The organism is Chloroflexaceae bacterium (genome assembly GCA_025057155.1).
Taxonomy (GTDB): Bacteria; Chloroflexota; Chloroflexia; order Chloroflexales; family Chloroflexaceae; genus JACAEO01.
Genome location: JANWYD010000019.1, coordinates 1 through 14,958 on the forward strand (window position 1 = coordinate 1; position 14,958 = coordinate 14,958).

The 14,958-nt window shown below is 66.8% G+C and carries 11 protein-coding genes; 1 reads left to right on the plus strand and 10 read right to left on the minus strand.

Features of this window, described 5'->3' with window-relative positions:
• Window positions 1-936: 936 nt before the first annotated feature.
• From NZU74_16110 to NZU74_16150, 9 genes are all read right to left on the minus strand, one after another.
• A complete protein-coding gene (locus tag NZU74_16110; protein ID MCS6882858.1) occupies window positions 937-2,064 on the minus strand; it encodes an amidohydrolase family protein in 1,128 nt (375 codons plus the stop codon).
• 189 nt (window positions 2,065-2,253) lie between these two features.
• On the minus strand, window positions 2,254-3,597 hold the full coding sequence (locus tag NZU74_16115; protein ID MCS6882859.1) for a glutamine synthetase family protein: 1,344 nt from the start codon (window positions 3,595-3,597) through the stop codon (window positions 2,254-2,256).
• A gap of 193 nt (window positions 3,598-3,790) precedes the next feature.
• Window positions 3,791-4,996, minus strand: a complete 1,206-nt coding sequence (locus tag NZU74_16120; GenBank protein ID MCS6882860.1) for an ABC transporter substrate-binding protein — start codon at window positions 4,994-4,996, stop codon at window positions 3,791-3,793.
• 640 nt (window positions 4,997-5,636) lie between these two features.
• On the minus strand, window positions 5,637-6,662 hold the full coding sequence (locus NZU74_16125; protein MCS6882861.1) for a branched-chain amino acid ABC transporter permease: 1,026 nt from the start codon (window positions 6,660-6,662) through the stop codon (window positions 5,637-5,639).
• Window positions 6,659-7,549 carry a branched-chain amino acid ABC transporter permease gene (locus NZU74_16130; protein MCS6882862.1) on the minus strand — a complete coding sequence of 297 codons (891 nt, stop codon included), beginning with the start codon at window positions 7,547-7,549 and terminating at the stop codon, window positions 6,659-6,661. Before NZU74_16130 ends, NZU74_16125 begins: the two co-directional genes overlap by 4 nt.
• Before the next feature lie 120 nt (window positions 7,550-7,669).
• On the minus strand, window positions 7,670-8,374 hold the full coding sequence (locus NZU74_16135) for an ABC transporter ATP-binding protein (GenBank protein ID MCS6882863.1): 705 nt from the start codon (window positions 8,372-8,374) through the stop codon (window positions 7,670-7,672).
• Between the two features lies 1 nt (window position 8,375).
• Window positions 8,376-9,191, minus strand: a complete 816-nt coding sequence (locus NZU74_16140) for an ABC transporter ATP-binding protein (GenBank protein MCS6882864.1) — start codon at window positions 9,189-9,191, stop codon at window positions 8,376-8,378.
• 209 nt (window positions 9,192-9,400) lie between these two features.
• On the minus strand, window positions 9,401-11,347 hold the full coding sequence (locus NZU74_16145) for a molybdopterin biosynthesis protein (GenBank protein MCS6882865.1): 1,947 nt from the start codon (window positions 11,345-11,347) through the stop codon (window positions 9,401-9,403).
• 229 nt (window positions 11,348-11,576) lie between these two features.
• A complete protein-coding gene (locus NZU74_16150) occupies window positions 11,577-12,809 on the minus strand; it encodes a molybdopterin molybdotransferase MoeA (GenBank protein MCS6882866.1) in 1,233 nt (410 codons plus the stop codon).
• 339 nt (window positions 12,810-13,148) lie between these two features.
• Here NZU74_16150 and NZU74_16155 point away from each other — a divergent pair, with 339 nt between their 5' ends.
• Entirely contained in the window at window positions 13,149-13,826 is a 678-nt protein-coding gene (locus NZU74_16155) for a hypothetical protein (protein MCS6882867.1), read from the plus strand.
• A 120-nt stretch (window positions 13,827-13,946) separates the two neighbouring features.
• Here the strand turns inward: NZU74_16155 and NZU74_16160 are convergent, their stop codons facing one another.
• Window positions 13,947-14,900 carry a hypothetical protein gene (locus tag NZU74_16160; GenBank protein MCS6882868.1) on the minus strand — a complete coding sequence of 318 codons (954 nt, stop codon included), beginning with the start codon at window positions 14,898-14,900 and terminating at the stop codon, window positions 13,947-13,949.
• Between the last annotated feature and the right edge of the window lie 58 nt (window positions 14,901-14,958).

Genomic DNA, 14,958 nt, shown 5'->3' on the forward strand with positions numbered 1-14,958 from the left:
ACTCCACCGTGCCGGCGGAGAGGTCCACGTGGGCGATGCGATTGGCGAAGCCGCCGAGGGTCATAGGTGCCTCCTTGGGTAATGGTTGCTTGCCGAGAGTGGATGACGAATGGTGTCCTCACCCTGCCCCCGGCCCCCTCCCTCGCCACCGGCGGTAGAGAGGGAGGGGGCGCCGCGCCGGGCGCGGCGGGGGCGGGTGAGGAGCGGCAGCGCAACCTTCAAGGTTGCGCAACCTTGAGGGTTGCGGCCACGGATCAAACCGGTTTGCCCCGGGCCCCTGCCTGCCGGGAAACAAAAACACCCGGCGATGGGCGCCGCGGGAGCGCGGCCCTGTCCGAGGCGATGCTACAGAGCGAAAATGCGGAGCGTGGATCATCCTTCAACATCGAAGATCAGGTTGCAGCAACGCAACAATACGATGACCAGCAGGGCCAGTCGGGCAGCGACTATCACCGTTCCCAGGCGGGGCGACTGGCGTGTATAGATGGTGTTTCGTAACGGGAGCTTTTACTTATTGATTGTGCCACAGGACGGGAAACTTGTCCAGGGAACTTTCACATCCCGGCCTGCCCGACGGGACGGTTTGTGAGGCTATAGCCCTCCCGGCAATTCTTCTCATCCCTGCCCGGGCCGGTGGGAAGGGTGTGGAGCAGCCAGGTTTCCCCATACCCTCAGGTGTAGGGGTTTTTGGGCGAGCAGGGGTTTTCGGCATTCCAGTGCGCTTACGGTCCTCACCTCCCCGCCCCCCGCTCCCGCGCGCGGGAGCGGGGGGAGTTGGGCGTCCCGATGCCCCGGATGGCGCATGCGACGCGAGGATGCGCCGGAAAACCCTGCACCTGAGAAGCTTCCCCATACCCCTGTCCAGGCCGGTTGGGGAGACAGGGGAAAACCCGGTGGCCCCGGACTCCCGCCCGGCAAAGGCGCATTAAGACAACGTCATAACGCTAACCCATAGAGCGCAATCGCATTCTGGCGGAGAATAGCCAGCGCCGCCGCCTCGGCCTCGGCGAGGGTCAGATCGCCGTCGGTGACGCAGCGGGTCAGCACGGCGGCCAGCGCCTCACGCCCGCAGCGCGCGCCGACATAGAAAGTCTCCGGGATGAGGTGGGCGTCGGTGGAGAAGAGGATCTTGCTGATCGGGGCCAGTTCCAGGGCCGCGCTGGCCACCGCTTCCATCCCTGCGCGGCTGAGGTAGGGGATGGCGAGCCCGAGGTCGAGGTACACGTTCGGATACACCGCGGCGAGGTAGCCGAGTTCGCGGGTGAAGGGATAGCCGGCGTGGAGGAGGACGACCGGCGCGGAACGCAGGTCGGCGCGTTCGAGGAGCGGCCGCAGGTGCAGCGGATTGGCCTCGCGCAGATCGAGGTCAGGGTCGCCGAAGCCGGTGTGGAACTGTACCGGCACGGCGTCGCGGGCGGCGATCTCCATCATAGTCCATACCAGCCAGTCATTCAGCGGTCTGGCGGCGATGCGCGCTGGCGCGCCGCGGACGACCGCCGCGCGCAACTCGGCGAAGGCCCGGCTGGCCGCCAGTGGGTCGGCGGGGGCCAGGCGCAGGCCGGTGCGGTAGGCCACGATGCTCTTGAAACCGACTACGGAAGGATCGCGCTGCTCCAGCCCGGCGCGAAAGGCGTCCACGAAGTCTTCCCAGGCGGAGATCTGTTCTAGCAACTGCGCGGCCAGGTGTTCGATGCGGATCAGGCGGAAGGTGGGCGCAAAGCGCTGATGCCACGGAGTGGGCATAATGCGATCGGGCATGAACCCGTCGTCGAGGATGAGGGCGGCGAACCCGCCGGCATCGAAGAGCCGCTGCGCCATCGCTTCGTAACCCAGTTGGTCGCGCAGCGCCTGCAGGCCCTCCAGCGAAGCTTCGCAGCCCAGCAGGTCGGCCAACTGGCGCATGCTGCGCTTGAAAAACAACGTCTGCCGCACATGCCGGCTGACAATCGCCGCGTCGTAGCCCTCGGTAAATGCCGCCGCCAGCGAGAAGTCGTTCAGCGCCTCGGGGCGCAGCAGGTTGTGCGCGTGATGATCAACGATGGTCAGGTGATCGAGTTCCAACATAAGCTGAGGTGGCAATGCGCCAGGCAGGGAAGGGCGTGAGCGGGCATAGCCCGTCTACGAATAGGCATAGTGTTCACATCGACCGAACACATTCGCACCGCAGAGGACGCGGAGGGCTTCAAAATGTTCATCCTCTCCGTTCCTCGGCGCGCTCTGCGGTACATCTGAACACGTACACGAATAGTCCTCTCAGTACCGCTCCAGGATCAGCCGCACTTCTTCCTCGTGCGACAGATCCTTCATGGCCTGCCACTCGGCTCGGCGCACGGCCAGGTAGGAACGGGCCAGGTCGCCGCCCAGGGCCTCGAGCAGCACATCGTCGCGCTCCAGGGCGGCGATGGCCTCGCCGAGGGTCGCGGGCAGGGGCAGGATGCGCCGCTCAAGCCGCTCGGCTTCGGAAAGATCGGCGGGGTCACCCCGCACGGCATCGCCGAGGGGCAACTGGCGGTCAATGCCGTCAAGTCCTGCCGCGATCACCGCGCCGAGGGCGAGATAGGGATTGGAGGTGGCGTCGCAGGTCTTCAGTTCCACGTTGGTGACCGGCAGGCCGCTATCGGGCATGGGCACGCGCAGCGCGGCCTCGCGGTTGCCCATGCCCCAGCAGGTGAACGCGCCGCTCCAGAAGCGCGGGCGGATGCGTTTGAAGCTGTTGGGAGAGGGGGTGGTCAGGGCCATCAGCGCCGGCAGATGCTCCAGAATGCCGGCCATGAAGGCGCGCATCGGCGCCGACAGGGCGCGGGGCTGGCCTGGCTCGGTGACGATGCTGGCGCCCTGGCGGGCCAGGCTGAGGTGCAGATGGGCGCCGTTGCCGGCTTTATCGGCGTAGATCTTCGGCGCGAAGGAAGCCAGCAGGCCGTGCTGCGCCGCGCAGGCCCTGACCGTCTCGCGGAAGACGATCTGCTGATCGGCGGCGCGCAACGCGTCGGCGTAGCGCACTGGCAGCTCAAACTGGCCCGGCCCCGACTCGGCGTAGGTCATCTCCACCATCACGCCCTGGGCCTCCAGCGCTGACGTCATTGTGTTGATCACCTCCGCGGCTCCATCGAGGGCCGCGGTCTGGCAGAACACGGTGGCGTCAAACGGTGCAGGACCATCGGGGCCGGGGCGTAGCAGGGAGAATTCGTTCTCGAAGGCCGCGAAAACGCTCAGGTCGCGGGCGGCGGCGGCGGCAATCATGCGGCGGAGAAAGGAGCGCGGGCAGTGGGTCCAGGGCTGGTCGCCGGCGTAGATGTCGGTCAGCACGCGGGCGTGGCCGGGGGCATAGGGCAGCACGGCGAAGGTCGTCCAGTCCGCGCGCATGTGAACCTCGCCGTCGGGCGTCAGGCCGGTGTCGGGGGCCAGAGCGTCGTACATTACTGGCAGGGCCTGCTGCGCGGCAGCAATCCCGACCCCGTTGCCGGCCAGGTAGCTCTCGATCATCGTCGTCCGCACTGCCTTGGCGCGGATCACATTGGCGTTATCGCACCAGATGAAGCGCACAAAGCGCACCTGCTGGTTCTGGATCGCCGTCAGAATGCTTTGCACCGAAGTCATGGCTCGCTGAGGTGAACGGAAGTTATATATAGAAGGGGCTGGGAGGGCAAAGCCCTCCCAGAGGGATGCAATCCGGCTGCACATGATGTTCGGCGCGGTTTCAGGCAACCCGTTCCGGCGTCGGTTCGGCACCGAGTGCCTCCAGATGCGCCGCGCCCAATCCAAAATCTAAAATCGAAAATCCAACATCTCCCTAGGGCGTGATCTCCTTGACGAACGTATACGCCCCATCCTGAACCTGAATAATCGTCACCGATTTGTCGGGCTTGCGTTGCCCCGGAGCATAGGTGATCTGCCCGGTGACGGCGGCGAAGCCCTGGGTGGCGGCGAGGGCGTCGCGGATGGCTTTGGGATCGGCAGAGCCGGCGCGTTTGATCGCGTCGGCGATCAGGTTCAGCGTGTCGTAGCCGAGTACGGCGAAGGCATTCTCCGGCGGTTTGCCGTATTCCTGGGTGTAGGCCTGTACGAAGGCCTGCACCTTGGGGTCAACATTGTCCAGCGCGACGTGGGTCGAGAAGAACACATTATCCGCAAGTTCGCCGGCTACCTCGGCGATCAGCGGGGTGTCGAAGCCATCGCCGGAAATGATCGGCATCTGCAGGCCGGCTTCACGGAACTGCCGGGTGGTGATGCCGGCTTCGTTGGGAATGGCCGAGATGAACAGCACGTCAGGCGGGGGATTGAGGGCCTGGACCTTGGCGATCTGGGCCGAAAAGTCGGTGTCGCCAGAGCGATAGATGTCCTCGAGAACGATCTGGCCGCCCTTTTCGGTGAAGCGCTGCTTGAAGAAGGCCGCCAGCGCGGTGGTGAAGTCATAGGCCTGATCCACGAGCATGTAGGCCGTCTTCGCCTTCAGGTCGTCAATGGCGTAGTCGGCGATGGCGAAGGCCTGGGCGTCATCGCCGAAGGGGGCCATAAAGAAGAAATCGCCGATCTGCTCCGGCAGGGTCGGCAGCGTGGCGCCCGCAGTGACGAAGGGGATGCCGGCCTGCTGCGCGATAGGTCCGGCGGCCAGGGCAAAGGTCGAGTCGTTCAGACCGCCGATGGCGACGACCTTATGCACGTTGATCAGCTCCGAGGCGGCATTGGTCGTGGTCGTTTGATCGGTCTTGCCGTCCACGGCGATCAGTTCGATCTGGCGTCCCAGCACCCCGCCTGCGGCGTTGATCTCCTTGACGGCCAGTTTCATGCCGTTTAGCCCGGGCGCGTCAATCGAGGACATGCCCCCGGTAATGCCGTAGAGAGCCCCGATCTTGATCGCTTCGGCTGCAGCGGCAGGCGAGGCAGCAGGCGAGGCGGCGGGGGCAGTGGGCTGGGCCGCAGGGGCGCCGCACGCGGCGGTGAGGATGATCAGAACGACGACGACCAGGGTGGAGAGCATCTGTTGTGTGGGTTTCATAGCGCGACTCACCTTCAGTGGTCTGTGAACTAAGGTTTCTTGCATTGCTGCCCCCTCCCAACCTTCTCAGGCGGAGGGTTTTTCGAGCGAGAAGGGGTTTTCGGCATTCCAGCGCGCTTACGATCCTCACCCCGCGCCCCCCTCTCCCGCTTGCGGGAGAGGGGGGCGCGGGGCGTCCCGATGCCCCGGATAGCGCATGCGACGCGAGGATGCGCCGGAAAACCCTGCACCTGAGAACTCCCAACCTCCTCCCAACGGGGGGAGGAGCCGGACGCCCTCGCCCGGCGGGGGAGGGTTGGGGAAGGTGCGGGGGTTTAGCGAAAAAACTCCGTTCACAGACTATTCGGATCGGTTCTGGATTGCGGATCGTGGATTGTGGATTGACTCGGGACGTCTCGACAGCGTAGACGGAACAGGCACGTTCGAACCCCTTCCCAGGCGTCTCCCCAGGCAGCCTTATCCGCTTTCCAGGAGAATAGCGTCATTATAGGGATGTCTGTGGTTTTGGCAAGCGGGGCGCCCCGGGTCAGCTTCCCGCGCTGCACCGGTCTGGCGCGGGACGTGCGGGATGCACTGATGCGCCGCGCCCAGTAAGGCCGAAGCATTCGCGCAGCCAATGCTTCGGCCTTACTCGGACGCGCTACGATGCCCCTTCACTCTCGACGGCGGGGAGCGGCTCGCGTCGGCGCAGCAGGTCGCTCAGTTCATGCCCGCCGAGCAAGCCCTGGGGGCGAAAGATCATCACCAGCAGCATGAGCAGGGCGATCACGATCTGGCTCAGGCCGTACAGCGGCCTGCCGCCGACGGCCAGGCTGGTCTCGATGCCGCGCAGCCACTCTGGCAACAGGGTCATCAACACGCCGCCGAGGACAGCCCCGGTAATGCTGCCGGCGCCCCCGATTACCACCATGGCGACGACGTTGAAGGTGATGGCGAACGAAAACGATGCCGGAGCGATGGCGGTGATCAGGTGCGCCCAGAGGGCCCCGGCGGTTCCGGCGAAAAAGGCCCCGACCACGAAGGCCAGCAGGCGCGTCGGAAAGACGCGGATGCCGCGACAGGCCGCCGCCAGTTCGTCTTCGCGCACGGCGAGCATGGCCCGCCCAAACGGCGAGCGCACCAGGCGCCAGATGATGATCACGCTCACCAGCATCCAGCCGTAGGCCCAGAGGAGCGAGGTGAAGGCGGGCAGGCCATTGAGGCCGCGCGCGCCGCGGGTCACCGTCTGCCAGTTGAGCGCCACCACCTGCACGATGACCATCAGGCCCAGCGTGGCCACCGATAGATAGTGTCCGCGCAGCCGCAACACCGGAATGCCGACCACGAAGGCCGCCAGCGCGGCCAGGGCGCCCCCGGCGAGCAGGGCCAGCGCAAAGGGCAGTTCCGCCCGAGCCAGCCAGGATGGCAGGTCCGGCAGGGCGACCAGCTTCATACTGGCAGGCATCGTCAGCAGGGCGGAGGCGTAGGCGCCGATAGCCATGAAAGCGGCATGACCGAGCGATACATCACCGCTGAAGCCGTTGGTCAGGCTCAGACTGACGGCGAGGATCACGTTGATCGCCACCACTGCCAGCACCCGCTGGTAATAATCGTTGAGCCGGTACTCAGCGAGCACGACCAGCGCCGCGCCCAGGCCGAGGGCCAGCCAGCCATACACGGGCCTCATGCGCGCCGTCCCTCCTCCAGGCCAAACAGCCCCGCCGGACGCACCAGCAGAATCGCCAGCAGCAGCACGAACACAAACGCATCGCGGTAGCCAGAGAGGGCCGGGGGCGCAAAGGCGACAAAGAAGACCTCGGCGAAGCCAAGGAGATACCCGCCTACCATGGCCCCCGGAATGCTGCCAACGCCGCCGATCACCGCAGCGACGAAAGCCTTGAGGCCCGGCACGAAGCCCGTAAAGGGGTCCACCAGGCCAAACTTGCCGCTCCAGAGCACGCCGGCGACGCCGGCGAGGGCGGCGCTCACGCCGAAGGCCACCGCGATCACCCGGTTCACGTTCACGCCCATCAGGTGCGCGGTCTGCACCCGCTCGCTGCACGCGCGCATGGCAATCCCGATCGTCGTGTATTTGACAAACAGGCTCAGAAGCGCCATCAAGGCGATCGAGAGGAGCAAGATCACACCATCAATTGGCGCAATGGTCAACCCGGCCCACTCGACGCGGCGGGTCAGTTCGGCGGGCAGGCGCAGCGGGCGCGGCTGGGCTGTCAGGGCCATGGTTGCGCTGTTCTGGATCAGCGAACTGATGGCCAGGGAGGTGATCAGCATAGCCACTTCCCGCGAGCCGCGCAGGGGGCGATAGGCCAGCCGTTCAATGATGATGCCGATCGCGCCAGCGACGATCATGGCGAAGAGCAACGCCGACCAGACGGGCAGAACCAGGGCGCTCAGGGCCGCCAGGGCCACGTAGGCCCCCACGGTCATCATATCGCCGTGGGCGAAGTTGATCAGCCGCAGGATGCCGTAGACGATCGTCAGGCCAATGGCAACCAGGGCGTAAATGCTCCCAAGGTTGAGGGCGTTGACGGTTTGTTGGAGGAGGTAGGTCATTGGCGGCCTCCCACCCGCATCATCGGCGGGTCTCCCCGAGACGCTATATCCGACAATCCACAATCCACAATCCACAATCCACAATCCACAATCCAAAATCACCTTAAACCTGCCTGGCGTCTACGCCCCCAGATAGGCCGCTCTGACCCGCGGATCGTCCAGGAGCGCAGGGGCGGGGCCGCTGAGAGTAATGGTTCCGGTTTCGAGAACATAGGCCCGATCGGCCAGGCGCAGGGCCTGCCAGGCGTTCTGTTCAACCAGCAGGACGGTCATCCCTTCGCGGCGCAACGCGGCGATGACCTGGAAGATGCGTTCGACCACCAGCGGCGCCAGACCCAGTGACGGTTCATCGAGGAGGAGCAGGCGCGGGGCGCTCATGATCGAGCGCCCCAGGGCCAGCATCTGCTGTTCGCCGCCGCTCAGCAGCCCGGCGATCTGGCGCTGCCGTTCGCCAAGGATGGGGAACAGGCTCAGCACCCGTTCCAGATCGCGGGCCACGGCGTCGCGGTCGCGCCGGTGGCCGGCGGCCAGGCGCAGGTTCTCGGCGACAGTCAGCCGGGCGAAGATCTGCCGCCCTTCGGGACAGTGCACCAGTCCGCGGCGCACAATCTCATGCGGCGCCAGGCGGGTGATCTCCGCACCCTCGAAGCTGATCCGGCCGCGTCTGGGGCGCAGCAGGCCGGAAATGGCGCTCAGGGCGGTGGTTTTGCCGGCGCCGTTGCTGCCGATCAGGGCCACGATTTCGCCCGGCTGCACCTCGAGCGAGATGCCCTTCAAAGCGTCAACGCGACCATAGGCCACGTGGAGATCGCGCACCTGGAGCATATCATGCCATCCCAACCTGCCGGCCGAGAAAACCGGGATCGCTCACGCCCAGGTACGCTTCCAGCACCCGCGGATGGCGCTGCACCTCGGCCGGCGGGCCGTCGGCGATCAGGGCGCCGTAGTGCAGCACCTGCACGCGCTGGCAGACGCCCATCACGACGCGCATGTTGTGTTCGATCAGCATCACGGTCAGCTTCAACTCGGCGTGCAGGCGGGCGATGAGTCGCATCAGCGCTTCCACCTCGGCCGGGTTCAGCCCGGCGGCCGGCTCATCGAGCAGCAATATCCTGGGTTGGGCGACGACCGCCATGGCGATTTCGAGCCGGCGCTGCAAACCGTAAGGCAGGCTGTCGGCGGGAGCGTCGCGGTAGGTTTCGAGGCCCAGCAGCCGCAGGGTCTGGAGGGCCTGGGCATCGCGGGCGCGTTCTTCCGCGGCGAAGCGGGGCAGGCGCGCCAGGGTGGCGAACAGGTCGGCGCGGCGGTCGAGTTGCGCGCTGATACGCATATTATCCATCACCGAGAGGCGCCGAAACAGGCGGATATTCTGAAACGTGCGCGCCACCCCTGCCCGCCGGATGGCATCGGGCGGCAGGTGGGTAATGTCGCGCCCTTCGAGCAACACGCGACCGCTGCTCAGGGGGACGACCCCTGTCAGCGCGTTGAACAGCGTGGTCTTGCCGGCGCCGTTGGGGCCGATGATGCCGAGCAGTTCGCCGGGGCGAAGGGTCAGGTGATAGTCCTGCAAGGCGATAATGCCACGAAAGGCCACCGAGAGGTTCTGGGCTTCCAGCAGAACCTCTGGTCTCTCACGCGCCATGACGACGATCCTCTGCTTTCCAACGGAGTCTTCTGCTACCTGGTTGCGCTGCGTGGCTTCTTGAGGTACACGTCAGGGGAGGTGGCGTAGGGAAACCAGGTTTCCTCACACCCCTGCCCGCGGGAAGGCTCGCCCCTCCCATCGCCGATTGGAGCGGGGGAGACCCGGTTTCCTACACCCCTGCCCAATCGGAAGGTCCCACACCTGCCTTACTCCCGCACTTCGCCCATCCTGCGCGTGTCGTAGCCACCCAGGGCCTCGACCGCGGCGCGGTAGGCCGGGTCGCCGAGCGCCTGGCGCAGCGGTTCGAGCAGTTCGCTCTCCCAGTGGCGGCGCGGCACGGCCAGTTCGTAGCATTCGCTGAACAGGGGCACGAACTCCAGCCCCAGAGCCCGCGCCGCAGCGCGAATGCCCAGGCCCACGTCCGCGGCGCCGCTGAGCACTGCCGCCGCCACGGCCATGTGGGTGAACTCCTCGCGTTCGTAGCCGGCGATCGCGCCGGGGTCAATGCCCGCCTGCTTCAGGTGATAGTCAAGCAGCACCCGCGTTCCCGAACCGCGCTGCCGGTTGACGAAGCGCACCCCCGGGCGCGCCAGGTCGCGCAGTTCGCCCAGACCCAGGGGGTTGCCCGGCGCCACCAGGAAGCCCTGTTCACGCCAGGCCAGGTGGACCAGGACGATCTCCTCGTCGGGCAGCAGGCGGCGCACGAACGGCCGGTTGTACTCGCCGCTCTCCTCATCGAGCAGGTGGGTGCCGGCCAGATGGGCGTCGCGGCGCTTGAGGGCCATCAGGCCGCCCAGGCTGCCCACATTGGCCGAACTGAGGCGTCGCTGCGCTCCGGCGCGGTGCAGGTGACTGGCCAGCAGATCCAGCGCCAGGTCGTGGCTGCCGATGACCACCAGGGTGCGCTCGATCTCCTCCGGGTCGCGCAGGAGTTCAACCGCCACCTCGGCTCCGGCGTGCACCCCCTCGGAGAAGCGCGGGATGCGGGCGATGCCATCGGCCCTGACCAGCGAAGTGACCACTCCGGCCCCGCGACTCAGCGGCGTGGCGATCAGGCGCCCGTCTACCCGCCCCAGGGTTACGCGCACGAACTCATCTTCGCCGATCGGTGAAAGCAGCTTGCGGCTCATCATCGCGGCAAGCACGGGGCGCAAAGGCGGGGTCAGCCCCTGGAGCCGGTACACCAGCGGGCGCAGGAACAACTCGGCGGTGAGGGCCGCCGAGACGGGGTAGCCGGGCAGACCCAGGGCCGGTTTGCCTGCGGCGACGCCGAGGATCACCGGGTGGCCGGGGCGGATGGCCACTCCGTGGACGGCCACCTCGCCCAGTTCGGCCAGCACCGCCGCAGTAAAATCCTCCGAGCCAGCGGACGAGCCGGCGTTGATCACCACCACGTCGTGGCCTGCCAGGGCCTCCTCGACCACGGCGCGGAGCAGGTCGCGCTGGTCGGGCACGGGGGCGAAGCGGGTGGCGTGCCCGCCCCACTCTTCGACCATACCGGCCAGGATCAGCGAGTTGAACTCCACAATCGCGCCGGGGGGCACTGCCTCGCCGCGGGCCTCGCGGGCCGCGGCCTCTTCGGGGGTGATCAGTTCCGTCCCGGTGGGAATGATCGCCACCCGCGGGCGTCGGCGCACCAGCAAGGTCGTATGGCCGGCGGCCGCGGCGGCCCCCAGATCCACGGGCCGCAGGCGCGTCCCCTCGGGGATGATCAGTTCCGTAGCGACAATATCCTCCCCCAGGGGGCGCACGTGCTGCCAGGGGGCCACAGCGGCGGTAATAGCGACGGTGGTCTCATCGAGCGTCTGCACGTGTTCGGCCATTACCACGGCATCGGTATGGGGCGGCAGGGGATCGCCGGTATCCACCCAGATTGCCTGCGTGTCGAGGGCGAGGGCGCGGGGCGCGGTTTCGGTGGCCCCGGCGGTATCGGCGGCGCGCACGGCAATCCCGTCCATTGCCGCGGCGTGGTAGTGCGGCACCGAGCGCGTGGCCCAGACCGGGGCGGCCGTCACCCGGTCGCGGGCCGCGGCCAGCGGAACGCTCTCGCCCTCCAGCGGCGACAGCCCCCCGGCGCGGGCCAGGGCGGCCTCGAAGCGGGCGATAGCCTCGTCGAGGGCGCGATCTTCGAGGTAGTAACGTCGTCTGGTCATAGCCAGCCTCTTCACCGGGGCGCGAGGAAACCTGGCTTCCCCGCTCTCTTCAGCCGCCTGTGGCGCCGTCAGGATGTTCCTGGGAGGGCCACACCCTCCCGGCCGCTCTCCGAGGCCGGGGCGCGGGGAAACCCGGTTTCCCCGCACCCTTCAGCCGCCTGTGGCGCCGTCAGGATGTTCCTGGGAGGGCCACGCCCTCCCGATCCGTTCCATCGGGCAGGGATGACAATCAAGAAAACAGCTTCACCTCAACCTGATCGCCCGCGTACAGGCCGCCGAGATCCAGAGGCACATGCACCAGGCCATGGGCGCGGGCCAGGGTGTAGATCAGGTTCGACTTGCCGAAGACGGGATCGGCCCACAGTTCCCCATCGCGCGCTTCCAGCCGCACCGGCACGAAATCCTCGCGTCCGGTACGCGAGGGGATGTTGCGCGCCAGGCGCGCCCATCGCGTCAGCGCGGGCGGCGCGGCGGCGTCCAGCAACTGGCGAATGGCCGGGGCGACAAACAACCCGAAGGCGATCATCGCCGAGACGGGGTTGCCGGGCAAGCCGAACACCGGGCGATTGCCGGCGGCAGCCAGAATGGTGGGTTTGCCAGGCTGGATGGCCACGCCGTGCACCAGCACCCCCGGCGCGCCGAGCGCGCCGATCACCGCTACGGTCATATCGCGGGCGCTCACCGAACTTCCGGCGGCAATCACCAGGGCGTCGGCATCTTCCAGGGCGGCGCGGGCCATCGCCTCCAGGGTGGCGGCGTCATCGGGGGCGATGCCGCGGGGCATCGGTTCGCCGCCAGCGCGACGCACCAGCGCGGCGATAGTATACGTATTCACGTCGCGCACCTGCCCCGGCGCGACTGGCGCGTCGGGGGGCACGACTTCATCACCCGAGGCGAGGATGGCCACCCGCGGGCGCGCCACCACCGGCACGCGGGTGATCCCTACCCCGGCCAGGCCGCCCAGATCCTGGGGGCGCAGGCGGTGCCCGCGGGGGAAGAGCAGGTCCCCCCGGCGCACATCCTCGCCGACGGGGATAACATTCTCGCCCACGGCCACCGGGCGCACCACTTCGATGGTCGTCGCATCGAGGCGCTGGGTATACTCCACCATCACCACGCTATCGCTGCCGTCGGGGAGCATCCCGCCGGTATGGATCAGCGCAGCCTGGCCCGCGCCGACGGTGATGGTTGGGGCGCGGCCCATGGGCGCCTCGCCGCAGAGCGTCAGGTAGGCCGGCAGGCCCTCGCTGGCGCCGTAGGTGTCGGCGGCGCGCACGGCAAAGCCGTCAACCGTGGAGCGCGGGAAGGCAGGCAGATCAACAGGAGAATGCAGATCCTCGGCCAGCACGCGGTCGAGGGCGTCGTGGAGGGCCAGCGTCTCCACCCGCGCCAGCGGCGCCAGATGGCGCGCGAGGCGTGCATTGGCCTCGGCTATCGTCACAACCTGAAACAGTTCAGGCATAGCATGCTCCTTCCTCGCAAGGGGGCTGCTATGTAGTATACACGGATGTCCGGGGTTTGCGGCAAGAGCGCGGAGTTGATGCAACATCTTCCGGGTGTGTCTGAGAGGTTTTTCCTGAAAACCAGCGAAATAATCTTGTCAGGCGGCCTGGTCGTCCCGCACCCTCCACCGAAAGCGGCGACCGCATCAGATCTGGCAACACGGTTGATTGCATCTATGCCAGTTGGCGCTATCATTGCCTCCGACTCTGGCGCCTGGCGCAGTTGCGGAAAAATGCGGCGCAATGTCCGGATGCAGCGCGTTTAATCTGCAAGCGCACTGACACTGAAGGAGGAGGCAATGGGGAAGCATCGGATGGGTGCGTTGGGGATGGCGCTGGTAGCCGCGGTGTTAGGGTTAGGAGTTGGGTTCCTCTTACAGGTCAACTGGTCGAGTGGGGCAGCGGCAGCGCCCCTCGCGCAGCCGACGCCCGTCTCAAGCGGGATTGTCCCGCGCTTTATCAGTCTGGACCCGTATGGGGCGTATGTAGAGGGCGCGGCGACCTTTTCTGGAGGTTTTGGACCTAATAGTGGTTTACGCCTGGCCGATGGCGCTAATGGCAGCTTCAATCTGGGTTTCACGCTGCCTCCCGACTACGCCAGTGGCACGCCGCTGACAATACGCATGGTCTGGCACACCCCCTCAACCGGTTGTGCCATCGTCTTTCGACCGAACTCGATCGCTATAGCCCGCCCTGGCCGAAACCATATTCAAGGACCGGGAGCTTCCGATGGGTTATCTGTTGTCGGCGGCACGACCCTGAACGCGCCAGCCACGGCCAACAGTTCGCAGGCAACGCAGATCCAGATTGTCTCACCGATTAGTGGCACGCCCCTGCAGGCGGGTGATGTCATTATGTTCAGCATGTTCCGTGCCGGGACCGCGCCTGAAGACACATGCACCGGCAATCTGGTCATCCAGGGGATGGCCTTGCAGTACCAGGGGCAGACGACCTACCTCCCGCTGGTGGATGACTAGGGCGATTGCAGGGTCGGGTGCAACCCGAAGGGTTGCACCCGCTGGTTTCCTGACCAGCAGAGGATTCGGGATGTCTGGTTCTTTTTCTGGGCGCAACCCGGAGAGTTGCGCCCACGGTGCTTATTGCAGAGCAATGGCCCGGTATACTGCCTTCATCGCCCCGGCAGTGCGTTGCAGCGCGGTGAGGCGGCGCTCGGCAAACGCGGCCAGCCGGCGGTCAACCGGGCATCCTTCGCGGTAAGCGGCGCTCAGGGCGAACCATCTGGGCAACAGGTCGTTTTCGATCCATGTCCAGCGATCCTGAGTGTTGGCGATGCTGCGCGTGCCTAGCAGCACTGCCGGGAGGCCGAAGTAGCCGCTGAACCACGGCTGGCCCATCAGCCCGGAGAGGCCCTCGAAATCCAGCCAGGTGCCCAGGGAGGCCAGGCGCCGGCCCGGGTCGGACAGACGCTCCATATACGGCGGGAGAATGGTCATCTGTTCGTGGCGCAGCATGGCCACCGCGGCCTGATCGATCAGCGCGCGCCCCTCCTCCAGAGTGGACGGATCGCATACCCGGTGAGCGCCCTCATCGAGCATGCGAAACGCATCGAGGAGCGGGCGTTCCTCGTCGGCGGTCAGGCACGCCTCGAGCGCCTCCAGGCCCCCGTGGATGTAGGCCAGGTGGGCCCAGCCCGTGTCATTGAAAATTGCGTCGTTGGCCTGCTTGATCACCCGCAGATCCTCCAGCAGTTGCGCGGTCGCTCCCTCGTGCAGAGCGATGGGCACGAACAGCGCCACGCTCACCCCGCGGCTATGCAAGTCGCGCAGCAGAGCGGGCAGGGCCGTGCCGGGCGGGGGAATGGAGTCTTCGCGTAGCGCCTGGCGGGGGGCCATCAGCATCTCTGCGGTGGCGACGGCGACTCCTACCTGGTCGGAGGCGAAGGCGGCCATCCCGGCCCACTTGAACAGCCAGGGTTCTTGCCGGTACCAACTGGCGTAGGCGGCGGTGATGGCCTGGTTGCGATCACAAAAGCGTTCCGGCGGGGGAAGCTGGCGTTCGATGACAGCGCGCCATTCGGCCTGGGTGGGCATAGATGCTCCTGCTAGGATACAGACTGGACGGATGCGGGCGCGCGCCCGCTCGCTGGCG